Annotated in this window: 21 protein-coding genes; 12 read left to right on the top strand and 9 right to left on the bottom strand. The window is 73.0% G+C overall.

Annotation, left to right across the window (positions count from 1 at the left end; translation table 11 throughout):
* Positions 1–100: 100 nt before the first annotated feature.
* The 3 genes from G4G93_RS21965 to G4G93_RS21955 form a co-directional block, all read right to left on the bottom strand.
* On the bottom strand, positions 101–1,063 hold the full coding sequence (locus G4G93_RS21965; protein WP_165087149.1) for a helix-turn-helix transcriptional regulator: 963 nt from the start codon (positions 1,061–1,063) through the stop codon (positions 101–103).
* A 435-nt stretch (positions 1,064–1,498) separates the two neighbouring features.
* Positions 1,499–2,713: a 3-oxoadipyl-CoA thiolase gene (pcaF, locus tag G4G93_RS21960; RefSeq protein ID WP_165087147.1), complete on the bottom strand. Its 1,215-nt coding sequence runs from the start codon at positions 2,711–2,713 to the stop codon at positions 1,499–1,501.
* 277 nt (positions 2,714–2,990) lie between these two features.
* Positions 2,991–4,214, bottom strand: coding sequence for a GGDEF domain-containing protein (locus G4G93_RS21955; protein WP_312892194.1), 1,224 nt, complete (start codon positions 4,212–4,214; stop codon positions 2,991–2,993).
* A gap of 350 nt (positions 4,215–4,564) precedes the next feature.
* On the opposite strand from G4G93_RS21955, the gene G4G93_RS21950 reads away from it, so the two are divergent.
* From G4G93_RS21950 to G4G93_RS21935, 4 genes are all read left to right on the top strand, one after another.
* Complete coding sequence (locus G4G93_RS21950; RefSeq protein ID WP_165087146.1) at positions 4,565–4,933, top strand: hypothetical protein; 369 nt, start codon at positions 4,565–4,567, stop codon at positions 4,931–4,933.
* A 233-nt stretch (positions 4,934–5,166) separates the two neighbouring features.
* Complete coding sequence (locus G4G93_RS21945) at positions 5,167–6,369, top strand: efflux RND transporter periplasmic adaptor subunit (protein ID WP_395413014.1); 1,203 nt, start codon at positions 5,167–5,169, stop codon at positions 6,367–6,369.
* A gap of 13 nt (positions 6,370–6,382) precedes the next feature.
* The gene (locus G4G93_RS21940) at positions 6,383–9,556 is read left to right on the top strand and encodes an efflux RND transporter permease subunit (RefSeq protein WP_165087144.1); all 3,174 of its coding nucleotides are present in this window, start codon (positions 6,383–6,385) and stop codon (positions 9,554–9,556) included.
* 265 nt (positions 9,557–9,821) lie between these two features.
* Positions 9,822–10,616 (top strand): pentapeptide repeat-containing protein, encoded by a 795-nt coding sequence (locus tag G4G93_RS21935; protein WP_246736934.1) that lies wholly within the window; start codon positions 9,822–9,824, stop codon positions 10,614–10,616.
* A 397-nt stretch (positions 10,617–11,013) separates the two neighbouring features.
* On the opposite strand, the gene G4G93_RS21930 is transcribed toward G4G93_RS21935, so the two are convergent.
* From G4G93_RS21930 to G4G93_RS21910, 5 genes are all read right to left on the bottom strand, one after another.
* Positions 11,014–12,801 (bottom strand): PAS domain-containing protein, encoded by a 1,788-nt coding sequence (locus G4G93_RS21930; RefSeq protein WP_165087142.1) that lies wholly within the window; start codon positions 12,799–12,801, stop codon positions 11,014–11,016.
* A gap of 132 nt (positions 12,802–12,933) precedes the next feature.
* Positions 12,934–14,187: a gephyrin-like molybdotransferase Glp gene (gene glp / locus G4G93_RS21925; RefSeq protein ID WP_165087140.1), complete on the bottom strand. Its 1,254-nt coding sequence runs from the start codon at positions 14,185–14,187 to the stop codon at positions 12,934–12,936.
* On the bottom strand, positions 14,171–14,704 hold the full coding sequence (gene mobB, locus G4G93_RS21920; protein WP_165087138.1) for a molybdopterin-guanine dinucleotide biosynthesis protein B: 534 nt from the start codon (positions 14,702–14,704) through the stop codon (positions 14,171–14,173). The genes glp and mobB overlap by 17 nt, the downstream gene beginning before the upstream one ends.
* A 2-nt stretch (positions 14,705–14,706) precedes the next feature.
* Positions 14,707–16,692 carry a molybdopterin biosynthesis protein gene (locus G4G93_RS21915; RefSeq protein WP_165087137.1) on the bottom strand — a complete coding sequence of 662 codons (1,986 nt, stop codon included), beginning with the start codon at positions 16,690–16,692 and terminating at the stop codon, positions 14,707–14,709.
* Positions 16,689–17,762, bottom strand: a complete 1,074-nt coding sequence (locus G4G93_RS21910; RefSeq protein ID WP_206289937.1) for a molybdopterin-binding protein — start codon at positions 17,760–17,762, stop codon at positions 16,689–16,691. The genes G4G93_RS21915 and G4G93_RS21910 overlap by 4 nt, the downstream gene beginning before the upstream one ends.
* Before the next feature lie 611 nt (positions 17,763–18,373).
* On the opposite strand from G4G93_RS21910, the gene G4G93_RS21905 reads away from it, so the two are divergent.
* Positions 18,374–19,666 carry a c-type cytochrome gene (locus G4G93_RS21905; RefSeq protein WP_165087135.1) on the top strand — a complete coding sequence of 431 codons (1,293 nt, stop codon included), beginning with the start codon at positions 18,374–18,376 and terminating at the stop codon, positions 19,664–19,666.
* A gap of 3 nt (positions 19,667–19,669) precedes the next feature.
* Here G4G93_RS21905 and G4G93_RS21900 read toward each other — a convergent pair whose 3' ends face one another.
* A complete protein-coding gene (locus G4G93_RS21900; RefSeq protein ID WP_165087194.1) occupies positions 19,670–21,637 on the bottom strand; it encodes a 4Fe-4S binding protein in 1,968 nt (655 codons plus the stop codon).
* 257 nt (positions 21,638–21,894) lie between these two features.
* Between G4G93_RS21900 and G4G93_RS21895 the strand changes: the two genes are divergently transcribed.
* The 7 genes from G4G93_RS21895 (at position 21,895) to G4G93_RS21865 (ending at position 26,366) form a co-directional block, all read left to right on the top strand.
* Positions 21,895–22,560 (top strand): biotin/lipoate--protein ligase family protein, encoded by a 666-nt coding sequence (locus G4G93_RS21895; protein ID WP_165087133.1) that lies wholly within the window; start codon positions 21,895–21,897, stop codon positions 22,558–22,560.
* Positions 22,557–23,117, top strand: coding sequence for a DUF6505 family protein (locus G4G93_RS21890; protein WP_165087131.1), 561 nt, complete (start codon positions 22,557–22,559; stop codon positions 23,115–23,117). The genes G4G93_RS21895 and G4G93_RS21890 overlap by 4 nt, the downstream gene beginning before the upstream one ends.
* Before the next feature lie 9 nt (positions 23,118–23,126).
* Positions 23,127–24,134, top strand: a complete 1,008-nt coding sequence (locus G4G93_RS21885) for a DUF6352 family protein (protein ID WP_165087129.1) — start codon at positions 23,127–23,129, stop codon at positions 24,132–24,134.
* Positions 24,134–24,643, top strand: coding sequence for a DUF3305 domain-containing protein (locus G4G93_RS21880; protein WP_165087127.1), 510 nt, complete (start codon positions 24,134–24,136; stop codon positions 24,641–24,643). The genes G4G93_RS21885 and G4G93_RS21880 overlap by 1 nt, the downstream gene beginning before the upstream one ends.
* Entirely contained in the window at positions 24,640–25,323 is a 684-nt protein-coding gene (locus tag G4G93_RS21875; RefSeq protein ID WP_165087126.1) for a DUF3306 domain-containing protein, read from the top strand. Before G4G93_RS21880 ends, G4G93_RS21875 begins: the two co-directional genes overlap by 4 nt.
* Before the next feature lie 124 nt (positions 25,324–25,447).
* Positions 25,448–26,041 (top strand): molecular chaperone TorD family protein, encoded by a 594-nt coding sequence (locus tag G4G93_RS21870; protein WP_312892192.1) that lies wholly within the window; start codon positions 25,448–25,450, stop codon positions 26,039–26,041.
* A gap of 67 nt (positions 26,042–26,108) precedes the next feature.
* A complete protein-coding gene (locus G4G93_RS21865; RefSeq protein WP_165087123.1) occupies positions 26,109–26,366 on the top strand; it encodes a formate dehydrogenase in 258 nt (85 codons plus the stop codon).
* Positions 26,367–26,374 lie beyond the last annotated feature (8 nt).

The raw sequence follows: 26,374 nt of genomic DNA, 5'->3' as shown, positions 1-26,374 counted from the left end.
GAGGGGCGAGCCTGCCGACTCATTTGCGGCCAGAATACGGGTGGTCCCGCACAGCGCCGGAGATTTTCACGGCCTCCGGCGCCGCTGTGGCGCCCGGGCCTCAGCAGCCGCGCCGCGCCGCGCCGAGATAGCCCTCGACCAGCCCGGTCAGCTCCGCGGCGGTCTCGGCCACGTTGTGGTCGGCGGTGTCGATCACCGCCCGGGCGCGGGCATAGAGCGGCTCGCGGCTCATCAGCACCGCCCGGATCTCCCGCAGGGCGTTGTCGCTGTCCGGCAGCCGGGCCTGGGCGAGGCCCTTGGCGGCCTGCTCGCGCACCCGGTGGATGTGCTCCTCCGGCCGCGCCTTGAGCCAGACGGTGAAGAACGAGGACAGCAGCAGGTCGAAGGTGACCGGCTCGGCGACGATGCCGCCGCCGGTGGCCAGCACCATCGGGCCCGGCTGCTCGGCGAGGCGCCGCAACGCCCCCTGCTCCAGGCGGCGATAGGTCTCCTGGCCGTAGATCGCGAAGATCTCCGCCACCGACAGGCCGTTCTCGCGCTCGATCTCGCGGTTGAGCTCGACGAAGGTCCAGCCCATCCGCTCGGCGAGGATCCGCCCGAGGGTCGACTTGCCGGCGCCGCGCAGGCCGATGAGCGCGACGCGCTGCGTCGGGGCGTCGCCGGGCGCCGCGGAGCCCGAGAGCACGCGCTTGGCCTCGGCGATCTGCTCGGCGCTCGCCTTCTGGAGGAGGTCGCGGACGACCGGCCAGTCCGGCGGGCTCTCGACGGCGGCGATCAGGTCCTCCAGCCGCACCCCCATGGCGAGGGCCACCCGGCGCAGCAGGATGATCGAGACGTTGCCCTGCCCGCTCTCGAGCTGGGCGATGTAGCGCTCCGACAGGCCGGAGGTCTGCGACAGGACCTTGCGCGACATCGCCCGCACCGCCCGCATGGTGCGGACGCGCTGGCCGAGGACGGTCAGGAAGTCGGCTTCGGGCTCGCCGGTCTCGTCGGATCTGGGCGAGGCTGGTTTGTGGATGTCGGTCTCGTCCGCGCCCGGGCGCGAACCGGTTCTGCTGGGCATGGCGGACCTTACCGGGGCCGGCGGGCGAAGCGGCGGCTTCGTCCGGGCGGCAGGAGGGCGGGACCGGGGCTGAGGCGGTGGCGGGTCATGGGATTGCTTGCGCCGCGGGATCCGTCCCGCGGGGGCGGGCGCATCGTCCGGGCGGCTCCGTGGGAAGGGCGAAACTGGTTCATACTTAAACCATGCCGCGCGGCCCCGCCATGGTGCAGTGCGGCACGACAGGGCCATCCTCCACATGCGGCGTTCCGCGCCGATCGGGCCCGGGGCGTCCCGCCGCCGGTGACGAGCCCGCGACGGCGGAGCTCTGCTCCGCACGCCCGAGCGAAGCCGAAATCCGCATGGCACCGAAATCGTCATGGCGCCGAAATCCGCATGGCGACGGCGATCCGGCAGGATCGCCGGAGGCAGGCACGCGGATTTCGTATCCGGCTCCGGTCAGCCGACCCGCTCGACCGCCAGCGCCACGCCCTGGCCGACGCCGACGCACATCGTCGCGAGGCCGAGGCGCCCGCCGGTCCGGGCGAGCTGGAGCGCGACGCTGCCGGCGATGCGCGCGCCCGACATGCCGAGCGGGTGGCCGAGCGCGATGGCGCCGCCGTTCGGGTTCACGTGGTCGGCCTCGTCGGGCAGGCCGAGGCCGCGCAGGCAGGCGAGCGCCTGCGAGGCGAAGGCCTCGTTCAGCTCGACCGCGTCGAAGTCCGACGGCTTGAGGCCTAAGCGCGTGCACAGCTTCTCGACCGCGGGGATCGGGCCGATGCCCATGATGCGGGCCGGCACGCCGGCCGAGGCGAGGCCGAGCACCCGGGCGATGGGGGTGAGGCCGTGGCGCTCGGCGGCCTCGGCCGTGGCCAGCACCAGGGCGGCGGCGCCGTCGTTGACGCCCGAGGCGTTGCCGGCCGTCACCGTGCCGTCCTTCTTCACGAAGGGCTTGAGCTTGGCGAGCCCCTCCGCGGTCGTGTCGGCCCGGGGATGTTCGTCGCGGTCGACCTTGAGATGGCCGCCCTTGCGGTCGGGGATCTCGACCGCGACGATCTCGGCCGCGAAGGTGCCGTCCTGTTGCGCCCGCGTCGCCCGGGCTTGCGAGCGCAGCGCGAAGGCGTCCTGGTCGGCGCGGCCGATCTGGTAATCCTCGGCGACGTTCTCGGCGGTCTCGGGCATCGAATCGACGCCGTACTGGTGCTTGAGCACCGGGTTGATGAAGCGCCAGCCGATCGTGGTGTCGTGGATCTCGGCCTGGCGCTGGAACGCGCCCTCGCTCTTGGCCATCACGAAGGGCGCGCGGGTCATCGATTCGACGCCGCCGGCCACCGCGAGGTCGATGTCGCCGGCCCGGATGGCGCGGGCCGCCGCCCCGACCGCGTCGAGGCCGGAGGCGCAGAGCCGGTTGAGGGTCAGGCCCGGCACCCGCTCCGGAAAGCCGGCGAGCAGCAGGGCCATGCGGGCGATGTTGCGGTTGTCCTCGCCGGCCTGGTTGGCGCAGCCGAGAAACACCTCCTCGACCGCCTCCTTGAGGGCCGGGTTGCGCCGGGCGAGTTCCGCCAGCGGCACGGCGGCGAGGTCGTCCGCCCGCACCTTGGCCAGCGCGCCGCCGTAGCGGCCGATCGGCGTACGCACGTAATCGCAGATATAGACGTCCTGCGGCGCGGTCATGGCATTCTCTCCCGTTCTCGATTTCGAAAAATCGGTACGGCGATGCGCGGCTTCGATCAAGCCCGGACGGGCCGTGCGGGCGAGGAGGCCGGTGCGGAGGGCGGAGGTGTCGGCCCGCCGCACCGGCGACACGCGGCGGATCGTTCCGGCGCGTCGCCCGGCGCGCGACGGGTCATACGACATCCGACCGATTGCTTCGCAATGCGGATTTCGGCGTCGCACGGATGCCCCGCGGGCCGGTGATCCCATTTCCGGAGGTCGTCGTTCGGAAACGGGATCACACGGCGGCGGCCGCCGGTTCCAGCGGTTCCCCGCTCCACTTGCTGGGCAGGTCGATCCGCGCCCGGCAGGTCCGGTTGCGGCCGCTGACCTTCGCCTCGTAGAGCGCCGCGTCGGCGAGGCGGAAGAGGTCCTTCGACGAGGGAGTCCGGCGGACCAGGCCGCAGGCGAGGCCGATGCTCACGGTGATCGGACCGACGCCGCCGCCGTCCACCTCGACCGAAAGCCCGGCGACGACCTCGTGCACCCTCCTCGCGACGCAGGCGGCCCCCTCGACGTCGGTCTCCGGCAGGAGGATGGCGAATTCCTCCCCTCCGATCCGGGCGACGACGTCGCTCGGGCGGTGCGCACTGCTCGACAGGGCGCCGGCGAGGGCCTGCAGCACCAGATCGCCCACGGCGTGGCCGTGGCGGTCGTTGTAGCGCTTGAAGTGGTCGGCATCGACGATGAGCAGGGAGAGCGGGCCGCCGCTGCGGCGCGCCTCCACCCATCTCTGCTCGAACGCCGTCTCGAAATGGCGGCGGTTGGCCAGTCCCGTGAGCATGTCCGTATGCGCGGTCCTCTCGATATGCTCGATCAGGATCTCGGCGCGCAGGTATTCGAGGAAGCCGTGACGCTCCGTCCGCTCCAGGATGAACGACCCCATCAGCAGGAGACTCGCGCCGGACAGATAGAAGCTGACGGCGAACTCGAAGGATGCCGCGTCGATCTCCGGCCGGCGCGACAGGCACCAGATCTGGATCGCCACCGCCGCGACGAGAACGACCACGGCCAGCCGGAACCGCACCCTCTGCACCAGCGTGCAGTACGACATCGTGATCATGCCGCCGAACAGATAGATCAGGACGTAGGGCGACGTGCTGAAGACGGAGGCCGCCGACGGCAGCAGGATGGCGACGACCGTGCATCCGACGATGATCAGATCGCTCTGGCGCGTCGTGGTCGTGCGGGGATGGATCCAGAGTGCGAGAAGGGCTACTGGCGTGAAGACGAGCAGCCGCAGGACGGTGAGCCAGCCGGCCATGTCGGCCATGACGCGCCAATCGGCGAAGATGGCGGCATCGTAGATGATGACGGCAGCGAACACGGTGATCTGAGACGAGCGCAGCCGACGGGCCCGGACCTCGGTGTCGAAACGCGCCTCGATGGCGGGGATGAAGCGCAGGCGATTGAGGCGATCGAACTCGATCTGGACCCCAGGCGCATGCGGCAAGTTCGACACGACGGTGTCCTCGGGGTACGAGCGGACTGGTTTTTCCCCTACAGCCCAACCGTTACGTTACCGTTACGTCAATGATGCGTAGGAACTAACGTCTCTTGGGCGCTTGCGAAAATCCAACGGAAGCGTTCGTTCCGGTTCGGAGTGACAATGATAGTATCGGGGAATTTATAGCCGTCATCAATGCCGGCGTCGTCTTCGTTGCGCATGAGGAAGCGGCGAGCGCGATCGAGCTGTGCGAGGTTGACTGGACGGGAGGTCGGGCGGGGCTGCGACCGCCACCATCGACCGTCCTACGACAGAATGTCGCGACGCCTTGTGCGATGCGGCCGGAACCCCCACTGTTCCGCTCTGTGACCGGCCCCCTTTGGACATCTCTCGCGCGTTTCTGCGCGACCGCCCTTGTCGGCCTCGGCCTCGCCCTCCTGGCGGTGTCGGCGGCGGATGCCGCGGCCGGCCGTCCGCAGCCGGTCCTGCGTGCCGGCCACGGCGCCTCGCCGATGGCGAGCCTGCACGCGCACTGGGTGAAGAGCCCGGCCTGCACCCTCACGGCGGCCGGTGTCGACACGCCCCGGCCGGACGACGGCAGCGCAGCGAGCACCAACCTCGCCTGCCCGGCCGAGGATCCGTCGGCGCGCGCCGCCACGCTCATGCCCCCGCGCCGCCTCGGAACCCTGGTCCAGGCCGGCGCCCCCCTGCCCGAGCGCCCGCCGAAGACCTGAGCCTGAAAGATCTGGGCCCGACGGACTCTCCGCTCTTCCCTAACGGAAGTGGGCGTGCCGTCATATCTCCGCCTCGGAACCCTGCGAGCCTTCAGGCTTGCCGCTGCCGTCTGGCAGCCGTGCCGACGCGCGCTCCCGAGGCTCGCCCCGCGAGCCCCGCCCGACCTTTGCCCGGAAGCCCGGCGGCGCGAGGCGCCCCGGCCGCTTCCCCATCGCGCAGGAAAGACCGACCCGTGATCCAACGCCGCCGCATCCTCCTCGGAGCGACCGCCCTCTTCCTCGGGCTCGCCGCCTGCAAGCCGGCCCAGCAGGCCGCCGCACCTGCGGCGCCGGCCGCCCCGCCGGAAGTCTCGATCGTGACGGTCAAGCACCAGCCGATCCCCTACGAGCGCGACCTGCCCGGCCGCGCCGCGCCGACCCGCATCGCCGAGGTGCGCGCCCGCGTCGCCGGCCTCGTCATCAAGCGCACCTTCGAGCAGGGCAGCTTGGTCAAGGAAGGCGACATCCTCTACAAGATCGACCCGATGCCGTTCCGCGCCGACCTCGCCAGCGCCGAGGCGACGCTGGCCAAGGCCGAGGCCGCCCTGGTGCTGACCCGCCAGCAGGCCGAGCGCCTGGAGACCCTGCTCTCCCGCCAGACCGCGAGCCAGGCCCAGTACGACGCCGCCTTCGCGGCCCAGAAGCAGGCCGAGGCCGAGGTTGCCGGCGCCAAGGCCGCCCGCGACCGGGCCCAGCTGAATCTCGGCTACACCGACGTGCGGGCGCCGATCTCGGGCCGCATCGGCCGGGCGCTGGTCACCGAGGGCGCGCTCGTCGAGCAGGGGGCGGCCAGCAACCTGGCGACGATCCAGCAGCTCGACCCGATCTACGTCGACATCACCCAGTCGGTCGGCGAGCTGAACAAGCTGCGCCGCGACCTCGCCAGCGGCGAGCTCGACCGCCTCGCCCCCGACGTGGCGAGCGTGCGGGTCATCATGGATGACGGCTCGCTCTACCCCGAGCCCGGCCGCCTGCTGTTCTCCGACGTGACCGCCGATCCGAGCACCGGGCAGGTGACGCTCCGCGCCGTGGTACCCAACCCGCATGGCGAGCTGTTCCCCGGCATGTATGTCCGCGCCCGGATCAAGCAGGGCATCGATTCCGACGCCATCGCGGTGCCGCAGCAGGCGGTGCACCGCTCCAACGACGGCCGCGCCCAGGTCTGGCTGGTCGGGCCCGACCAGAAGGTGATGCTCCAGCCGGTCGAGGTCGGCCCGGTGGTCGAGGGCCAGTGGGTGATCCGCGAGGGGCTGAAGGAGGGCGACCGGGTCGTCGCCGAGGGCTTCCAGAAGATCGTCGCCGGCACCCAGGTCTCGGCCGTGCCGTTCGAAACCACCACGATGGCGGCGGCGACGACGGGATCCCATCCCGCTCCGGCCTCGACCGAGCAGCGCTGAGGAGACCCGCACCTTGGCCAGCTTCTTCATCGACCGGCCGATCTTCGCCTGGGTCGTCGCACTGTTCATCTGCCTCGGCGGCGTGCTCACGATCCCGATGCTGCCGGTGGCGCAGTACCCGATCATCGCGCCGCCCTCGATCGCCCTCTCCACCGCCTTCCCGGGCGCCTCGGTGGAGGACCTCTATACCGGCACCACGCGCCTCATCGAGGATGAGCTGAACGGCGCGGCCAACATCCAGAGCTTCGAATCGGCGAGCGACTCGTTCGGCGTCGTCGAGATCACCGCCAACTTCGAGCCGGGCACCGATCCGGGCTATGCCGGCGTCGAGGTGCAGAACCGCCTCAAGCGCGTCGAGGCGCGGTTGCCTGCGGAAGTGCGCCAGCAGGGCATCCTGGTCGAGGAGGCCTCGGCGGCGACGCTCAACATCATCACCCTCGTCTCCAAGGACGGGTCGATGGACGAGGTGGCGCTCGGCGACTTCCTGATCCGCAACGTCATCAACGAGATCCGCCGCATCCCGGGCGTCGGGCGCGCCACCCTGTACTCGACCGAGCGCAGCTTGCGCGTCTGGATCGACCCCGACAAGCTGCGCGGCCTGTCGCTCAACGCCTCCGACGTGACCCAGGCGATCACGCGCCAGAACGTCCAGATCGCGTCGGGCGCCGTCGGCGCCCAGCCGAGCCCGGAGACCAACGCGGTCAACTATCCCATCACCGTCAAGGGCCAGATGCGGGCGCCTGAGGAGTTCGGCGCGGTCGTGCTCCGGGCCAATCCCGACGGCTCGACCGTGCGCCTGCGCGACGTCGCCCGCATCGAGCTCGGCGGCGAGGACTACAAGTTCACCACCCGCCTCAACGGCGGGCCGGCCGCCGGCATCTCGGTGACGCTCGCCCCGGACGGCAACGCGCTGGACACCGCCAAGGCGATCCGCGCCAAGATGGTGGAACTGTCGCAGTTCTTCCCCGACACGGTGAAGTGGGACATCCCCTACGACATCACGCCCGCCGTCGAGGCCTCGATCGAGAAGGTGCTGCACACCCTCGTCGAGGCGGTGGTGCTGGTGTTCATCGTGATGTTCCTGTTCCTCCAGAACATCCGCTACACCCTGATCCCGACGATCGTGGTGCCGATCGCCCTGCTCGGCACCTGCACGATCATGCTGCTCGCCGGGTTCTCGATCAACGTGCTCACCATGTTCGGCATGGTGCTGGCCATCGGCATCCTGGTCGACGACGCGATCGTCGTCGTCGAGAACGTCGAGCGGATCATGACCGAGGAGGGCCTGTCGCCGAAGGAGGCGACCCGCAAGGCGATGGGCCAGATCACCGGCGCGATCATCGGCATCACGCTGGTGCTCGTCGCGGTGTTCATCCCGATGGCGTTCTTCCCCGGCTCGGTCGGCATCATCTACCGCCAGTTCTCGATCGCGATGGTGACCTCGATCGCCTTCTCGGCCTTCCTGGCGCTCTCGCTCACCCCGGCGCTCTGCGCCACGCTGCTGAAGCCGGTCGAGGCCGGCCACCACCACGCCAAGCGCGGCTTCTTCGGCTGGTTCAACCGGATCGTCGACCGCGAGACCGCCCGCTACGGCCGCGGCGTCGCCTGGGCGGTGAGGAAGGCCGGCCGGATGATGGTGGTCTACCTGATCCTGGTCGCGGGCGTGGCCTACGCCTTCGCACGCCTGCCCGAGGGCTTCCTGCCGGTCGAGGACCAGGGCTTCTTCACCGTCGACATCCAGACCCCGCCGGGCTCCTCGTTCAACCGCACGCTGGCGGCGGTGAAGAAGACCGAGGAGTACCTGCTGGCCCAGCCGGGCGTGGCGACCGTGACGATCGTCAACGGCTTCTCGTTCTCAGGGCAGGGCCAGATGACCTCGCAGGCCTTCGTCACGTTGAAGCCCTGGTCGGAGCGCGGCAAGGACCAGTCGGCGGCGGCGCTGGTCGCCGGCACCAACAAGGCGATGGCGGGCTATCGCGATGCGGTGATCCAGGCGCTGGAGCCGCCGCCGATCGACAACCTCGGCAACGCCTCGGGCTTCAGCTTCCGCCTCCAGGACCGGGCCCAGAAGGGCTACGCGGCCCTGGTGGCGGCGCAGGAGCAATTGCTCTCGCTCGCCCGCAAGAGCCCGCTCCTCAAGAACGTCTATGTCGAGGGCCTGCCGCCCGCGCCGCAGGCGGAACTGGTGATCGACCGCGAGAAGGCGGCGGCGCTCGGCGTCAACTTCGCCGACATCAACGACACCATCCAGGTCAATCTCGGCTCGGTCTACACCAACGACTTCCCCAACCGGGGCAAGATGCAGCGGGTGATCGTCCAGGCCGAGGACGGCCAGCGCCTCAACGCCACCGACCTCTTGAACTACGGCGTCAAGAACCAGCAGGGCACGATGGTGCCGATGTCGTCCTTCGCCCATCTGAAGTGGAGCGTCGGCCCGGCCCAGATCATCGGCTTCAACGGCTACCAGTCGGTCCGCTTCACCGGCGAGCCGGCGGCGGGCTTCACCTCGGGCGAGGCGATCGCCGAGATGGAGCGGCTGATGACCCAGCTGCCGAAGGGCTTCGGCTATGCCTGGACCGGCCAGTCGCTGCAGGAGAAGCAGGCCGGCTCGCAGGCGACGCTGCTGCTCGCCCTGTCGGTGCTGATCGTGTTCCTGTGCCTCGCCGCGCTCTACGAGAGCTGGTCGATCCCGCTCGCGGTGATGCTGGTCATCCCGCTCGGCGTGATCGGCTCGGTCGCCGGCGTCCTCATCCGGGACATGCCCAACGACGTGTACTTCAAGATCGGCCTCATCACGATCATCGGCCTGTCGGCCAAGAACGCGATCCTGATCATCGAGTTCGCGCGTGAGCTCTGGAAGCCCGGCACCAAGCTGGTGCCTGCCACGGTCGAGGCCTCGCGGCTGCGCTTCCGTCCGATCGTGATGACCTCGCTCGCCTTCATCTTCGGCGTCGTGCCCCTCGCCATCGCGACCGGCGCGGCCTCGAAGAGCCAGCAGGCGATCGGCACCGGCGTGATGGGCGGGATGATCTCCGCCACCGTGCTGGCGGTGATCCTGGTCCCGGTCTTCTTCGTCGTCGCGATGCGGTTCTTCCAGAGGAAGCGCGTGAGGGAAGAGAACCTCGATGCGGCGCCGGGGACGGTGCAGGCACCGGAGCCGTCGCGGGAGCACGTGCACGGGCATTGAGGTGAGGCGATCGGGCCGGCTGAAAGCCGGCCCGATCGTTCCCGGGCCGGACCGACAGGCCCGGACAGCGATCATCCCCACCGCGGCATCCCGGGCTCCGCTGCGCGGCCCCGGAATGATCAGGGGTGTGGCAGTTCCGTCGCCCGAGGGTGAACGGGCTCTCGGCCATCAGTCGGCCTCGCCCCGACGCGCTCGCAATGCTCTATTGCGGGCAACCGGCAGGCGCCCGATCGACGTGGCGCCGCAATGCGACGGGAGTGACACCATGCGCGCCCTCACCCTCTGCGCCGCGCTCGCGCTCCTGGCCGCAGGCCCGGCGGACGCCGAGCAGGACATGCTGCTGGGCGCCGACATGGCCTCCGCGGCGATGACCAAGGCCGAGATGAGCCGGGCCGAGATCGAGGCGCTGATCGCGAGGGGCGGGCCGGTCGATCTCTCGGGCAAGGCCCTGTCCGGCCTCGACCTTTCCGGGCTCGACCTGCGGGGCGCCAACCTGCGCACCGCGCGCCTGAACAGGGCCACCTTGCGCGGGACCGATCTCAGCGGTGCCAATCTCGAGCAATCCTGGTTCCTCAAGGCGGATCTCTCCGGCGCGCGGCTCGTCGGCGCGCGGATGTTCGGCATCACGGCCCGCGACGCGAGCTTCAGCGGCGCCGACCTCACCCGCGCGAACCCGATCGGCGATTTCCGCGGCGCCAACCTGAGTGGCGCGAACCTCGCCGGCCTGAAGGGCGGCGCCGATCTCCGGAACCAGTCGATGGGCCTGATGCGGACGGTGTTCGTCTCGGTGAACCTGTCCGGGGCAAACCTGCGCGGCGCCGATCTCGGCCGCGCCCGGCTCGATTTTTCCGACCTGCACGGCGCCGACCTCACCGACGCGGTGCTGATCGGCGCGGACCTGTCGGGGGCGAACCTGACCGGTACGACCGTGGCGGGGACGGATTTCAGGAATGCCGATGTCGGCGGGGCGCGGCTCGTCGACCTGAAGGGGCAGGACCGGGCGAAGGACTGGGCGGCCCGGGTGAATGCGGACCGGGCGATCGTGCAGATGTCCCGATAGCGACGAAGCCTGATCGGATCCGACCATCCGCCGGACTGCCGTGGAGCGGCCATCGCCTTCGCGATGCATTCCGGACGGCATCGAGCGCATGCGAGCATGCCGTCCGCGTGAGCGACCCGACCCCGAGGATCAGTCCGAAGTGAAGCGCTGACAACCAACGGTCGTTGACAACGACCTTTGGTCCTGTTCTCGAATTCTTGCCAAGCCTCTGGCCCGGCATCGAAAATTCGAGATGGGTCCAATGGCCCGATGCGTCGGCATCTTGAGCCATCGGTATGAGTGCCTGTGCGAGTTGGCCGCTCGAGTCCACCTCGCCTCGTCGTCCCGGGTTGTCGCCGGCGGCGAGCCCCAGGACGACGAGGCGGGTGTCAAGATTGTCGAGCAAGTCAAACAGGCTCTACGCTTCGTCGCTCGTCAGGATTGCCTCGCGCAAGGGGGCGTCGAGGGTGAAGACCAGCCCGTCCGGGCGATAGGCGATGTCCGTCGTGCCGCCAAAATACGAGCGCAGCGAGCGCTCGATCAGGGTGCTGCCGAACCCGCGCCGGGTCGGTGCCGTCACCGGGGGGCCGCCCCGCTCGCGCCAGTCGAGCCGGAACCGCGCCCCCTCGCCTTCCCCCTGCACGTGCCAGCGCAGGTCGACGAATCCGGCATCGTTCGACAGCGCGCCGTATTTCGACGCGTTGGTCGCCAACTCGTGCAGGGCCAGCGCCAGGGCCACGGCGACCTGGGGCTGAAGGGTGAGGGCAGGCCCGGCGAGCCGGATCCGCCCGCCGATCTCGCCGTGGGGGCCGAGCGCGCCCTCGATCAGGTCGCGCAGGTCGGCCGAGCGCCAGGAGGCGTGGGTGAGCACGTCGGTGGCGATGCCGAGCGCCACCAGCCGCGACGACAGGTCCTCGCTCGCCTGCCGCATGTCGGTGGCGCTGCGCAAGGTCTGCCGGGTGACCGACTGCACCACGGCGAGGACGTTCTTGAGCCGGTGCGCGAGCTCGCCGTTGAGGAGCCGCAACTCCTCCTCGGCCTGCTTGCGGGCGCGGAAGTCGCGGGTCACCGTGCCGGTGCCGACCACCCGCCCCTCGCCGTCGGTGACCGGGAACAGCGAGGACAGGACCGGGATCGTCGCGCCGGTGCGGAAATCGCGGAAGGTCAGCTCGCCGGACCAATGGCCGTCGCGCTCGACCGCCGGCAGCACCTCGGCCGTGACCAGCGCAACCTGCTCCGGCTGGACGAGATCGGTGAGGGTCAGCGCCGCCGGGCCGGCGTCGTCGAGGCCGACCATCCGCCGGGCAGCCCCGTTGAGGTAGACGATCCGGCCGTCGGTCTGCGCCATGCCGATGAAGTCGGTGCTGTTCTCGGCCAGCCGGACGAAGTGGTCGCGGGCATCCTCGCTCTCGCGCAGGGCGGTGATGTCGCGCGAGACCGACAGGATCCGGTCGAAGGTACCGTCCGGGTTGCGGATCGGGCTCAGCGCGACGTGCCACCATTTCGGCGTCCCCCGCATCGTGCAGGCCCGCCCGACGAAGCTCCGCGCCCGCCCTTCCCGCGCGGCCGCCAGGGCGGCGACGGCCTCGTCATGACCCTGGCCAGTCCAGAAGCTGGGCCAGGGGCAGCCGCGGATCGCGTTGAAGTCGCTCACCTCCATCACCTGCTGGCCGCCCTCGGACATGAAGGTCAGCCGCCCGTCGAGGTCCAGCACCTTGATGCAGTCGGTCGAGGCGGCGAGCACGTTGGTCACGAAGGCCTCGCGCTCCGCCGCCGCGGCGGCGCTCCGCGTCAGGGCCGCGTGCGACGTCTCGGCCTCGATCAGGGCGTGCCGCAGGGCGACCACCAGGCCGACGAGGCCCGCCGTGGTGACGATGAACACCGCCGAGGCGACCCATTGCGTGAGCGACAGCTCGCCCACCGGCGGCGCCGCCAGCAGCACGGTGCCGGCGAAGGCCGCCGCCAGGACCGTGGCCCACAGGCCGGCGGCACCCCCGAGCAGCAGGGCGATGAGGACCACGGCGGGCGTGAACAGGAACCACGGGGCGAATTCGGAGAACAAGGCCGCCCGCAGGAGCGCGATGCCGCCGACGACGAGCACCGGGATCCCGGCCCGCACGAGGAGGGACGGCCGGCGAGCCACGACGGTGGTGCGAAGGCGGTCGAGGAGGCCGCGCAAGCGGGCGTCGAGTGCCGTTGGACCCATCTGGAGCGCCGACCCATGACCCGCACTGACGCAGGTGTCACGGGCTTCCGGTCCCATGATCGGTCGGCTCTAGCATGGGGGCCCGAGCCTCATCCAGAGTGCCGGGCCGGTCGAGGGCCCGTCATCCCCGGTTCACCACAGCAGAGGATGCCGGAACACTGCGATCCGGTCCCCCTCCTCCACCTTCGTCACCGCCTCCGGCAACTCGGCGAGACCGTCGCTGCCGGTGAGCGAGGACAGGATGCCGGCGCCGTCGCGGGGGAACTTCACCGCCTCGACGCCCCCGTCCGCCCCCCGCCTCAGCGAGACGCGGACGTATTCCCGCCGCCCGGCCTTCTTGGCGTAGCCGAAGGCGGCGCGGGCGGGCTCGCTCGGGGGGGCGTCGAGCACGGCGCCGCCGAGGCGGGCCAGCAGCGGGCGGACCACGAAGAGCAGCGTGACGTAGACCGCGACCGGGTTCCCCGGCAGGCCGACGAAGGCGGTGTCGCCGATGAGCCCCATCGCCACCGGCCGGCCCGGCTTGATCGCGAGGCGCCAGAACACCAGCCGGCCGACCGCCTCCACGGCCGCCTTGACGTGGTCCTCCTCGCCGGTCGAGACGCCGCCCGAGGTGACGATCAGGTCGTGGCCGCCGGCTGCTGCCATCAGCCTCTCCGGCAGGCCGGCGGGGTCGTCGGGCAGGATGCCGAGGTCGCTCACCTCCGCCCCGAGGCGGCGCAAAAGCGCGACGAGCAGCACCCGGTTCGAATCGTGGATCGCCCCGGGCCTCAGCGCCGCCCCGGGCTCGGCCAGCTCGTCGCCGGTCGAGAACACCGCCACCCGCAGGCGGCGGCGCACCGCGATCCGGGCGTGGCCGGTGGCGGCGGCGAGCGCGAGGTCCGGCGGGGTCAGGCGCCGGCCGGACGGGATCACGATGCTGCCGCGGCCGACATCCTCGCCGGCCAGCCGCCGGTTGGCCCCCCGCTTCAGGCCCGCGGGCAGGACGACCGCGTCGCCCTCGCGCCGCACGTCCTCCTGCATGAACACCGTATCGGCCCCCGGCGGCATGGCGGCGCCGGTGAAGATCCGCACCGCCGATCCCGCGACCGCGGCGGTCTCCGGTGCGGTGCCGGCGGGCAGGCGCCCGCGCACCGGCAGCACGGTCTCCGCCCCGGTCGCGAGGTCGGCGAAGCGCACGGCGTAGCCGTCGACGGCGGAATTGTCGAAGGGCGGCAGGTCGAGCCCGGCCGGCAGGTCGGCGGCGGCGATCCGCCCGTCGGCCTCGATCAGCGGCACGGTCTCGGTCCCGGCCAGCACCGGCAGCCGCCCGGCGATCAGGGAGGCCGCCTCCTCGACGGAGAGCAGCGGACCGCCGAAGGCGAAGCAATCGTCAGTCAGCTGCGCCATATGATTCCAGCCTCTCCAGGACCGCGGCGAGGGGCTCCGACCGCGCCAGCACGATATCGGCGACCGCCTCGACCGCGTCGAGGGGGACGACCGGCCGGCCCGCCTCCGGGAAGGGATGGTCGCTCGCCACCGCGACGATGCGGGGATCGTCCGGATGGAGGGCCGGGCGGCCGTTGGCGTGGCGGTAGACCTCGAGCTTCGGATGCGCCTCGCGCTTGAAGCCCTCGACCACCGCGAGGTCGCAAGGGCCGAGCCGGCGCAGCAGGTCGGGCAGGCGCGCCTCCTCCTCGACCTCGCGGATCTGCACGGTGCGCCGGCTCGACGAGACGATCACCTCGCTGGCGCCGGCCTCGCGGTGGCGGAACGAATCCTTGCCCGGCTGGTCGACGTCGAAGGCGTGGTGGGCGTGCTTGAGCGTCGCCACGCGCAGGCCCCGCGCACGCAGGACCGGGATCAGCCGCACGAGGAGCGTCGTCTTGCCCGCTCCCGACCAGCCGGCGAGGCCCATCACCCGCATCGTCAGTCTCCCCGGGTGAAGCCGAGGGCGGCGAGGTCGGGGGCCAGCGCCGGATCGTCGAGCAGGGCCAGGAACGTCGCGAGCGCCGGCTCGTCGCGGCGGCTCTCGCGATAGGCGAAGTCGTAATGCTCCTCGGTGAGCGGCAGGAAGCCGAGGCCGTAGGCCTCCGCCACCGTCCGGATCGCCACGCCCCAATCGGCGCGGCCCTGAGCCACCGCCGCCGCGACGGCGTTGTGCGAGCGCGGCTGGTTCCAGTAGCCGGCGGGCCGGGCGCCGTTGAGCAGCCCCTCGACCAGGGCCCGGGTGCCGGCGCCGGTGTTGCGGTTGACCATCACGGCCTCGCCCTCGGAGAGCACGCCCGCCACCGCGCCCTCCGCCGAGCCGCTCGCGAAGCGGGCATCGCCCCGGCGGAACACCACGCCCTGCAGCCGGCGCCAGCCCGGCGCCAGGGCGAGGCCGGGAGTGAGGTAGGGCGCGTTGTAGCGCCCGGTCTCCGGATCGAGGAGGTGCATGGCGGCGAGGTCGCACTCGCCCCGGCGCAGGGCCGCGAGCCCGCCGGCGGAACCGACCCAGAGGGTGCGGGCCGAGACGCCGCGCGCGGCGAGATGACCGACCAGCCGGTCGAGGCCGAGGCAGTGGCTGCCGACGATCATCAGGTCCGGCGGCCGTGCCGCCCGGCCGATCCGGGACACGAGCAGCGTCTCGCCGGCCTCGATGCCGGCCCGGTTCGCCGGTACGGCGAAGAACCCGTCGGCCTGCGAGAACGCCGTCACGGCGCCGGAGCCCTTGGCGAGGGGGAGCGCCACGAATCCCTCCCCTCCCTTGCCGTCGGTCGCTCGCGAGAGCGCCGCCATCACGTACTCGGTGCGGCCGAGCTCGGAGGGCAGACGCTGCGGCAGGCGCGCCTCCACGGTCTCCTCCTCGCGGGCCGGCAGCCCGGCGAGCGCCCGGATCAGCGGCACCACGAATTCGTGGAAGGTGAACATCGCCGAGGTCGGGAAGCCCGGCAGCACGACGACCGGCACGTCGCCGGCCTTGGCGAGGCAGAGCGGCTTGCCGGGCTTCAGCGCCACGCCGTGGACCAGGATGCCGGGTTCGCTCAAGCGCGACAGGATGCGGTGCGAGACGTCGCCCGCCCCCTTCGAGGTGCCGCCCGACAGGACGACGAGATCCGCCGAGGCGAGGGCCGTCTCGAGTGCGGCCTGCAACGCCGCCTCGTCGTCCCGCACGATGCCGCCCGGGACCGCGACGCCGCCATTCTCGGTCACGCTCGCCGCCACGATGGCGCCGTTCGAATCGTAGAGCCGCGCCGGCCCCAGGGGGCGGCCCGGTGCCACCAGCTCGTCGCCGGTCGACAGGACGGCGACGCGGGGCCGGCGCACCACCGGGACCTCGGCGAGGCCGCAGGCCGCCAGCATGCCGATCTCGCGGGCGGTGACCAGGGTGGCGCGGCGCAGAACCGTCTCGCCCCGCGCCATGTCGGCCCCGGCATAGCCGACGAACCGGCCCGGGCCGGCCGCCTGCGCGAGGGCGATCGCCGGCTCCGGCTCGTCCTCGAACTCCGTCGCCTCGATCATCACCACCGCGTCGGCACCCCGGGGCAGCACGCCGCCGGTGGCGATCGGGGTGGCGGTGCCAGGGCCGACCGTGAGCGCCGGCGCGACGCCGCAGGCCAGGATCTCGCGGTTGAGGACGAGGCGGCGCGGATCCGCCTCGCTCGCCCCCTCGGTGTCGGCGCTGCGGACCGCGAAGCCGTCGACGAGGGCGCGGTCGAAGGGCGGCACGTCGATCGGCGAGGCGATGTCGGCGGCGAGCACCCGGCCGAGAGCCTCGCAGAGCGGCACGGTCTCGGGCGGCAGGGGTGCGTGCGGCACGGCCGCGCGCCATCGCGCCATCGCCTCGTCCCGGCTCGCCACCGCCAGGAACTGCTCCTGGCGCGAGGCCGCGGCGAGGCGGGCGAGGAAGGAATCGGCAGGGGGAGCGGTCACAGCGGCAGCACCTCGACGGGGGTCCCGGCGGGATAGCCCTCATGGGCCGGCGGCACCAGCAGGGCGGCCTCGGCGCGGGCCAGCCGGTGCAGCGGGATCTCGGCCCCGCCGAGCGGCTCGGCCCCCGCCGCCACGCGGCGCAGGAAGACCACCTCGGTGAGGCCGATGACGGAGGCGACCTTGCGGGTCAGCGGGAGGACGGCCGGCGGGTCCGCCGCGGCGCCGGCCAAGGCCGCCAGCAGCGGCTGCCCGAGGGCGAGCCAGGCGGCGAGGCAGGCATCCGGCCGTCCCGGCAGCAGCAGCACCGGCCGTCCCCCTGCCTCGCCGAAGCCGGCGCTCTCGCCGGGGCGCAGGGCGAGGCCGTGGGCGTGCAGGCGCCCGGCCCGGGCCAGGGCCTCGGCCCCGGCGTCGCGCCGGCCGGGCCCGGTGCCGCCGATCACCACCACGGCGTCGGCACCCGGCCGCACCACGGCCTCCGCCAGAATCTCCGCGAGGGCCTCGGCCTCCGCCGGCCGGAAGGCCGCCTCGGCGGTGCCGCCCCCCGCTGCGATCCACGCCCGGAGCAAGGGCGACAGGGTGTCGGGCGCGGCCGCGAGCAGGCGCAGATGCGGGCGGCGCACCGGTATGCGGTCGAGGCCGGCCGCCGCCAGGGCGAGGCCGTGGAGCGGCGTCACCCGCTCGCCCGCCGCGACGAGGCGGGCGCCCGCCGGCAGCTCGGTCCCGGGTGCGCGGGTGCCCTCCCCGGACGCGGCCTCGGCCTCGATCTCCAGCGGGTCGGCGCCGATCGCCTCCGGAGGCAGCAGGGCGTCGGTGCCGGGGGGAAGCGGGTCGCCGGCCTCGACCCAGGCGGGAGGCCGCACCAGCCGCACCGGTGCGTAGGGCGAGGCGCCGACGATAGCGGCCGCGTTCACCGCCCAGCCGTCCCGCAGGGCGATGCGGTCGCGCGGCAGGCCCTCCGCCACCAGATCCCGCGCCGCCGCCGCGCCGACGGCCTCGCGCAGGCCCGCCTCGACGACCGCGACCGGGCGCGCCAGGCGGGCGAGCGCCGCCGCCGCCTCGGCGACGGGCATCAGCGCGGTCGTGGGCGCCCGCGGGATCACCGGCGGGCGCCCGGGCAGGTCGGCGTGGCCATTCGGGCTGTCCTGATCCCGGGACGGAGGGCTGAGCCGATGGGCCAAGCGCCGGCCGGGATCAAGGTTTCGGCACCGGGCGGGGCGCCCGGCGGGAGAAAATGCCGCGGGGCCGCTCCCCCGTCAGCCCTCCGGAGCGTCCGCGCCGGGATCCGGCAGCACCAAACCGGCGGACCGTGTGCCTTCGAAATTCCGCTGCGGCCACCGGTTCAGCATCTCCACCCCCCAGCCCAGTCGAGGCGAAGGGCCCGAACGACGGTCCGTCGAAGCGACGCGGAGCCGTGCCGTCCCCGGCGGGCGAGCCGTGGTCGGCGTCGATGATCGGGGCACGCCAATACTCGGCGTGGCCCTTCCAGTCCGCCCGGTCGACGAGGGGCGGCGCATCGAGAAAGGCTCCACTGGACACGGCCCCTGCGTTCCGGAGGCGAGGTCGCGACCCATCGGGGCGGATCCGCGGGCATGGCGGGGCCCGCGCCGGGCCGTGGCGTTCCGGCCCCTTTCCCGCCCGGGATCCGGGCGCGTAGACCGGCTCTGACCCATCCGGACCTGCCATGCCCGCCTTTCTCCGACCCGCCCTCGCGGCGTTCCTCACGGCCCTCCTGCTCCCGGGCTTTCCCGGCACCTCCGCCCGCGCCGAGGTGCCGATGCGTGGCCATGGCGGGCCGGTGCGGGCGCTCGCCGTGACGCCGGACGGGAGCCGGGCGCTCTCGGGCAGCTTCGACGCCTCGGCGATCCTGTGGTCGGTCGAGGACGGGGCCGCCTTGCGGATCCTGCGCATCCATGACGGGGCGGTGAACGCCGTGGCGCTCCTGCCCGATGGCGGGCTCCTCACCGGGGGCGAGGACGGCCGCATCGCCCTGTGGCGCGACGGCCCCGCGCCGGAGCGGATCCTCGGTTCCCATGCAGGCCCGGTCTCCGGCCTCGCGGTCGCGCCGGACGGGCGCCGCATCGCCTCGTCGTCCTGGGACGGCACCGCCCGGGTCACGCCGCTGGACGGGTCTCCGGCGCTTGTGCGGGAGGGTCATCGCGGCCCGGTCAACGGCGTCGCCTTCCTGCCCGGCGGCCGCCTGGTGACGGCGGGTTACGACGCCACGGTCCGGATCTGGCCCGAGACGGGGCCGCCGCTCACGGTGCAGCTCGAAGCGCCGGTCAACGCCGTGGCGGCGGCCCCCGACGGCGAGGTGGCGGCCGCCGGTGCCGATGGCGGCTTGCGCCTGCTGCGCCCGGACGGGACCGTGCGGGCGAGCCTGGAGATCGGCCCGCGGCCCGTGGTGGCGCTCGCCCTCTCCCCCGACGGGCGCCGGATCGCCGCCGCCACGGTCGGCGGCGCGGTGGCGGTCGTCGACCGGGCCGAGGCGCGGGTGCGGCTCACCCTGGTCGGGCCCGGCCTGCCGGTCTGGTCGCTCGCCTTCCGCGGCGCCGACGAACTCGTCACCGGCGGCGGCGACCGGCTGGTGCGGCGCTGGGACCTGCGCACCGGCGAGCCGGTCGGGCCGCTGGCGATGGGCCGCCCGGCCGACCCGCTCGCCGCCTATGCGGGCGACCGCGGCGCCGAGGTCTTCCGCGCCTGCGAGGCCTGCCACACCCTGACGCAGGACGGGGGCAACCGCGCCGGCCCGACCCTCCACGGCGTCTTCGGACGCCGCATCGCGACGGTGCCGGATTATTCCTACTCCCCCGCCTTCCGGCAGCACGACATCGTGTGGGATGCCGAGACCATCGCGCGGCTGTTCGAGGTCGGCCCCGCCCGCTTCACCCCCGGCACCAAGATGCCGGAGCAGACGATTTCCGCGGAGGAGGACCGGGCGGCGCTGGTGCGGTTCCTGGAGCAGGCGACGCGGTGAGGCTCACCCCTCCCGCGCCCGGACGTAATCCTCCGAGGTCCGGGGCCGGTTCTGCTCCGCCGCGTGCGGGTCGAAGCCCTCGGTGAGGACGTGCGAGACCCGGCAGGTGTCGCACATCATCAGGGCCTTGATCCGCTGCTCGCCCGCCTGGCCGGCGAACATCCAGTGGCGGTCGCGCAAGCGGCCGATCACCCGCTCGATGGTGCTGCGGGTGCCGAAGGCCTTGCCGCAACTGATGCAGTCGAACGGTTCCTCCTCCTTGAGGACCCGGCGCGGCGCCGCCCAGGCGGCGAAGTCGAGCTGGGGCTTCAGCCCGATCACGTCCTCCGGGCAGGTCGCGGCGCACAGGCCGCATTGCACGCAGGCGCTCTCGGCGAAGGTCAGGCGCGGCCGGTCCGGATCGTCGGCGAGCGCCCCCGTGGGGCAGGCGCCGACGCAGGCGTGGCAGAGGGTGCAGGCCTCGGTCTTGAAGTCGAGACCGCCGAAGGGCGCGCCGGCATCGAGCGGCACGAGGTCGACCGGGCGCGGCGCCGCATGGTGCATCTCCGAGACCGCGAAGCGCAGCACGCCGCGCAGGTCGCCGTCCGGCCGGAAGCCCGACGGGACCGGGGCCGGCGTGAGGCGGGCGGTTCCCGTCACGGCCCAGCCCAGGGCATCCGGGTCGTCGGTCTCGATCAGCGAGACCACGCCGGTGCCGTAGCCGAGGGCCCGGGCCACCGTCTCGAAGCGCGCGGCGTTGCGGGCGAGCGCCGCGATGTCGTGCCTGGGCCGCGCCCGGACCAGGAACCGCACCGCGCCGACGCCGTAGGCGAAGGCGGCGGCGATCGCCTCGGGGCCGACTTGGGTCACCTCGTTGACGGGGAACGGCAGCACGTCGGCCGGCAGGCCGTCGCCGTAGCGGGCGAGCGCATCGATCAGGGGGGCGCCGTGCGCCTCGTCGTGGATCAGCAGCACGGGCGCTCGGCCGCCGGCCTTGGCGAAGGCGGTGAGCAGCGTGCGCAGCCGGCGCAGCAGCGCGTCGGCCGGCGGCAGGGCGTAGGCGGCGGCGCCGGTCGGGCAGACCGAGGCGCAGGAGCCGCAGCCGGCGCAGACATGCGGGTCGATCGCCACGTGGTCGCCGGCCGGCGCGATGGCCCCCGTCGGGCAGACGTCGAGGCAGCGGGTGCAGCCGGTGATGCGCGAGCGCGAATGGGCGCAGAGTTCCGCGTGGAAGTCGACGAAGCGGATCTTGTCGAAGGTGCCGACGAGGTGGGACGCCTCGAACAGCACCCGCTCGACCGCCGCCGGGTCGCGGGGATCGGCGCGCAGATACCCGCTGCGCACCTCGTGGCCCGGGAAGAGCGGCGTGCCGCCGGTCAGATCCACGACGATGTCGCAGGTCGAGGTCGCCCCGTCCCGGGACGGCCCGAATTCCAGGGTTCGGCGCGAGGAGGGCAGCGGCAGGGCGGTGTCGTCCACCCGGAGGCTGAAGGCGCCGAGATGGCCGGTCGCGGCCCGCACGGTGCCCTTCAGCACCGGGATCTCGCCCGAGCGCGGCGGCGCGACGTCGCCGGGGCGGGAGAGCAGCACCGTGACGTCGAGATGGTCGGACAGGCGCCGGCCGGCCTCGATCGCGACCTCGTCGCGGCCATAGACGAGCGCCACGCCCTGGCTCTCGAAGCTCACGCTGGCCGGGACCGGCACCGGCTCGACTGCTGCGGCGAGGAGCGCCGCCATCTTGGGGCCGGCTTCCCCGGCCTGCGCCGACCAGCCGGCCGTCTCGCGGATATTGGCGAAGGCGACGCGGTCCCCGGCGCCCAGTTCCTCCGCCACCTCGCGGAACAGGGGCGCCTTGAGGGTGCAGGACACGGTGACGGGGCTGCCGGAGGCCATCGCCGCCCGCACGCGCTCCAGCTCGCGCCCGCAGAGCTGGTCGCCCGTCTCCAGCGTTCCCCCGCAGGCCCTGCCGATCGCCGCCGCGTCGAGGGGCATGCTGCCCTCGCAGGAACAGGCGATCACGATCCGATCCGACACCACGCGCGTCTCCCAGGGCCCTGCGCCCCTCGAACGTCTCTCGGGCGCCCACGCGCCCTCGATCGTCTCTTCGGCGCCTACGGCGCCCTCGATCATCGCTTGGGCGCCTACGGCGCCCCTGGGGCGTCATGCCCCTTGTTCACCGGGGAAGCGCTATATACGAGCCGTTAAAAAGAACGACCCGACACGTGCGCGCAGGCGTCCCCGACATCCCCATGACCGTTTCCGAACCACCGGGCCTGATGCTGCCCCCGGCCTTCCGGCCCTTGCGCCTCGCGGCCTGCGCCGGGACGGCGCATGACCGGGCCTGCGCGCTCGCCGAGGCCGACGGCGAGGCCGCCGGCACCCTGGTTGTCGGGGCACGGCCGGGCCTCGTCGACCTCGCGGTGGTGCTGGCGCCCGAGGAGCCGCTCGCGCCCGCCCGCCGCGTCGGGCTCGTCGGCCTCACCGCGCTCGCCGAGGCGGTCGGCAGCCACGCGCCGCCCGACAAGCCGGTGATCCTCGATCGGAGCGGCACGCTGGTCTTCGACCGGGCCCGCCTCGGCGGCGGGCGCCTCGCCTGGCCGCAGGATTGCGCCGAGGAGGCGGTGCCGGACTGGCTGGTCTTCTCCGGCATGCTGATCGCCTCGAAGCGCGAGGCCGGCGATCCCGGCCACACCCCCGGCTCGACCTCGCTGGAGGAGGAGGGCTTCGAGGCCGGCGCCGACGCGCTGGTCGAGAGCTTCGCCCGCCACCTGCTGCGCGGCCTGTCGCTCTGGGCCGAGGACGGGCCGGCCGCGGCGGTCGCCCGGGCGCGGGACTACCTCGACGCCGATCCGGACGCCGTGCGCCTCGACGGGACCGGCTGGTTCGACCCCGCCCGGGGAGGCCCGCGCCTGTGAGCCTCAAGCTTCCCCGCACCCTGCGGCTCGACCCCTCCGACACCCTGGTCTTCCCCCATGCCGCCCCGCCCGGCGAATGGGCGGTGACCGGCAGCTTCCTGTTCCTCGACGCGGATCCCGCCGCCCTCACGGCCAAGGAGCGGGCGGCGTTCCGGGCCGGCTTCGTCGGGATCGACTCCTTCGGCTTCTCGACCCTGGTGGTGGTGAGCGAGGCGAGCGCGTCCGAGCGCGAGGCCGCCGTCGCGGCGCTCGCCGCGCAAATTCAGGCCCGCCTCGGCGCACCGGACCGGGCGAGCGCCGAGGCCGCCGCCCGGGAGGAGATCGCGGTCGCCGAATCCCTCTGTGCCCCGCCGGTCGGCACCGTGCTCGCCCTGCACCGGACGGTCGAGGACGGCGAGATCCGCGAGCGCTTCCGGGCGCTGCGCCCGCGGGAGGGCGCCGTGCCCGGCACCGACCGGCGCCACGCCTATGCCCGCGCCTTCGACTTCTACGAGACCGACGAGGAGCCCGAGGAGCGGGTCGACCTCGCCGGATTGCTCGACCGGAACCCGTCCTGAGAGCCCGCCATGCCTGAATTCTGGGTCTCCAGCGGCCATCACCTCACCCGGCGCGACGAAGGCGGCGGGCTCGTCGTCACCGACGAGCTGCTGCTGGCCTATCTCGCCCGTCCCGAGCTGCTGCCGCCGGACGAGGCCTGCGACGCCGAGCGGGCCCTCCACGCCGCGCTCCTCGCCGATCCCCGCCGTCCGGTGACGCCCGCCGAGGTGGCGGCTCTGGCCGACGCCGATGCCCGCGAGAACTGGGAGATGATCCTCGCCTTCCGCGACCGGCTGCTCGCCGCCCGCTCGGTCGAGGCGGCCTATCTCGACCTCGTGCGGCGGGGCGCTTCCGGCACGCCGCCCCTGTTCCTCAACCAGCTCGTCCACCTGATCCTGCGCAATGCGCTGGACGGCTGCGACGACCCCTATACCTTGCGGGCGGCCGAGCTGTTCTTCCGCCCGCAGCGCGCCTCCCTCGGCGACGGGACGCTGCTCCTCGCCGATGCCGAGCTGATCGACGAGGCCGAGGGTGCCGGCCGCCCGTCCCCGCTCGTCGCGATGCTCGGGCGCGAGCCGGCCTCCGAGCTCGACGTGCTCACCGCCGACACCGCCTGGACCTACTGGAGCCGGTCGGACGCCTTCAGCATGGCGCTCAATCTCGGCTCCGACCCGAAGAGCCGCGAGGGGCTCGCCCGGGCGATCGAGGCCTTCATCCGTCACCTGCTGGCGGTCGAGGTGACGATCGCGCCGATCGCCGCGATCGAGGACGAGGACTGGCGCTGGTTCGTCGGGCTCGATGCGGAAGGAACGCGGATCGGCAACGCCCTGTGGCGCGGCGAGGCGGTGGATGCGGCCACCCGCGAGCGGGTGCTGGCCCTGTTCCGCCTCACGATCGCGGAGGCGCCCCGGGCCGATCCGCGCCTCGGCGGCAAGCCGGTCTACCTGTTCCTCGCCATGACTCCGGACCGGCTGGTGACGATGAAGCCGCAGAACCTGATCGCCGGCCTCCCCGTTACCCAGACGGGAGAGGCTTGATGAGCACGCAGCTGATCTCCGTCGGGGTCGTCGTCGCCAAGCGCCGGCTGAAGGGGCCGTGGGCGAGCCATGCCTGGCTCCCCGTCGCGGTGCTGCCCGGCCTGCCCGGCACCGAGCCCTGGACCCGCCTCTCCGCCTCCGAGGACGAGGAAACCTTCTACGCCGGGTCGTACGAGGTCGAGCTGCACCCAGCCGAGACGGCGCATTACGGCGACAACCTCGCGGCAGCCCGGCCCTCGCTCTGGGTGGCGCTCCGCGAGACGGGCCCTGAGACCTACGCGGTCGCCACCGTGACCGCCGACCCTTACGAGGGCGAATCGCTCGCCGAGGGCATCGGCGAGATCGTCGAGGCGGTGCCGATGCCGCCGGAGATCCAGGCCGAGGTCGGGGCGTTCTACCGGGCGTTCCACGTCGAGCGGGTCTTCCACAAGCGCAAGCGCGACCGGGCCGACCCGGAGGCCCTGGCCCGCCAGGGAGCCGGCGCCCGGCGCCGGCCGGAGGAGCCGTGAGCGACGGCTTCCTCGCCCGCTGGTCGCGGCGCAAGCGCGACGAGGCGCGCCGGGTCCCGGACGTCGCGCCGGAGGCCGCGCCGCCGGTCGCGCCCGGCGAGGCCCCGCCCGGGGACGAGGTCGTCCTGAGCCAGGAGGAGCTGGCGCAGCTCCCGTCCCTCGACGCGCTCGACCCCGCGACCGACCTGACCCCGTTCCTGCGCGCCGGCGTGCCGCGGGCCCTGCGCAACGCGGCGTTGCGCCGGATGTGGTCCATCGACCCCGCGATCCGCGACTTCGTCAGCGAGGCGCGCGAATACGCCTACGACTGGAACACCCCCGGCGGCGTGCCCGGCACCGGCGGCGCGATCTCGGCCGAGGACGTGCGGGCGATGGTGGAGAAGGTGTTCGGGGCGGGGGAGGCCCCTGCCGACGATCCCGACGATGACGAGAGGAGCGCCGGCACCCCCCCTCTCGCGTGCGGGGATGGGGGTGAGGGTGCCGAGGTTCCGTGTGCAGCGCCGAGCGTCGCGCTGGACGCCGAGCAGCCTGCCTTCGATCCGGCGCCGTCTCCACTCCCGCCCCTGCCCCTCTCCGTAGAGGGGATCCCGCGCCATTCGCCGGATCGTCCCGATCCCGGGCCCGAACCACCCCCTGCCCCTCCCCGCCTGCGACGCCATGGCGGGGCGCTACCGATTTGAAGCGTTAGAAAGTAGAATTGTGCGCCACGGATTCCTCGCTATGGTGCCGGCGACGGGGCGCCGTATCCTCCAAATGGAGGAGGCCGGGAGCGGCCGGCCCCGAAGGGTGTAGCGCGAGGTGACGGTGAACCAGGGGCCCGGTCCGGTCGACGAGATCGACGCTCTGCGCGCGCAGGAATACGACCTCCTGGCGACCGTCCTCGGCCGCGCACCGGCGCCCGGCCTGCTCGCCGCGCTGCACGGGCTCGACGGCGACGGCTCCCCCCTGGGGCAGGCCCATGCCGCCCTCGGCCGCGCCGCCCGCGAGGCCGATGCGCGCGAGGTCGGCCGCGACTACTTCGCCCTGTTCGTCGGCGTCGGGCGCGGGCTGATCATGCCCTACGCCTCGTACTACCTCACGGGCTTCCTCAACGAGCGGCCTCTGGCGCGGGCGCGCCAGGATTTCGCCGAACTCGGGCTCGAGCGCGATCCCTCGTCGAGCGAGCCGGAGGACCACGCCGCCACGCTGCTCGAGGTGATGGCGAACCTGTCCTCGGGCCGCCTGCCGGCGGAGCCGGGGGCCGACCACCGCTTCTTCGAGCGCCACCTGAAGCCGTGGATCGGGCGTTTCTTCACCGACGTTGCGGCGCAGGCGACGACGCCGTTCTACCGTGCGGTCGGCGAGCTGGGCGAGGTGTTCACGACGATCGAGGCCGAAGCCTTCGCGATGGAGGCGTAGGATGGGCCGAGACGATGCGAGACGACAAGATTCGAGCCGGGACGCGGACACGAAGAGGAGAGCCGCCATGCGGCAGGACGACCAGACCCGGAAGACCGACAAGACCCGCAAGGACGGCGAGACCGGGCTCGGACGGCGGCAGTTCTTCCGCGCTCTGGGCGGCGGCACCGCCGCGGCGGCGGCCGCGGTCGCCGCCGTGCCGCTCGGAAGCACCGAGGCCCAGGCCTACGATCCCGGCAATGCCGAGACCCGGTCGCGCTACCGCGAGACCGACCACGTCAAGGCCTTCTACCGCACCAACGGCTACGAGACGCTGAAGAAGTGAGACCGGCG

It is taken from the genome of Methylobacterium sp. DB0501 (genome assembly GCF_011043735.1).
Lineage (GTDB): Bacteria > Pseudomonadota > Alphaproteobacteria > Rhizobiales > Beijerinckiaceae > Methylobacterium > Methylobacterium alsaeris.
This window is presented reverse-complemented; position numbering and strand designations above follow the sequence as displayed.

Bases quoted from the DNA above. Each gene is read 5' to 3' on its own strand.
- G4G93_RS21965 (WP_165087149.1), bottom strand. From the start codon at position 1,063: ATGCCCAGCAGAACCGGTTCGCGCCCGGGCGCGGACGAGACCGACATC.
- pcaF (WP_165087147.1), bottom strand. From the start codon at position 2,713: ATGACCGCGCCGCAGGACGTCTATATCTGCGATTACGTGCGTACGCCG.
- G4G93_RS21935 (WP_246736934.1), top strand. From the start codon at position 9,822: ATGCGCGCCCTCACCCTCTGCGCCGCGCTCGCGCTCCTGGCCGCAGGC.
- G4G93_RS21930 (WP_165087142.1), bottom strand. From the start codon at position 12,801: ATGGGTCCAACGGCACTCGACGCCCGCTTGCGCGGCCTCCTCGACCGC.
- glp (WP_165087140.1), bottom strand. From the start codon at position 14,187: ATGGCGCAGCTGACTGACGATTGCTTCGCCTTCGGCGGTCCGCTGCTC.
- mobB (WP_165087138.1), bottom strand. From the start codon at position 14,704: ATGCGGGTGATGGGCCTCGCCGGCTGGTCGGGAGCGGGCAAGACGACG.
- G4G93_RS21910 (WP_206289937.1), bottom strand. From the start codon at position 17,762: ATGCCCGTCGCCGAGGCGGCGGCGGCGCTCGCCCGCCTGGCGCGCCCG.
- G4G93_RS21905 (WP_165087135.1), top strand. From the start codon at position 18,374: ATGCCCGCCTTTCTCCGACCCGCCCTCGCGGCGTTCCTCACGGCCCTC.
- G4G93_RS21900 (WP_165087194.1), bottom strand. From the start codon at position 21,637: ATGCCCCTCGACGCGGCGGCGATCGGCAGGGCCTGCGGGGGAACGCTG.
- G4G93_RS21895 (WP_165087133.1), top strand. From the start codon at position 21,895: ATGACCGTTTCCGAACCACCGGGCCTGATGCTGCCCCCGGCCTTCCGG.
- G4G93_RS21885 (WP_165087129.1), top strand. From the start codon at position 23,127: ATGCCTGAATTCTGGGTCTCCAGCGGCCATCACCTCACCCGGCGCGAC.
- G4G93_RS21880 (WP_165087127.1), top strand. From the start codon at position 24,134: ATGAGCACGCAGCTGATCTCCGTCGGGGTCGTCGTCGCCAAGCGCCGG.
- G4G93_RS21865 (WP_165087123.1), top strand. From the start codon at position 26,109: ATGCGGCAGGACGACCAGACCCGGAAGACCGACAAGACCCGCAAGGAC.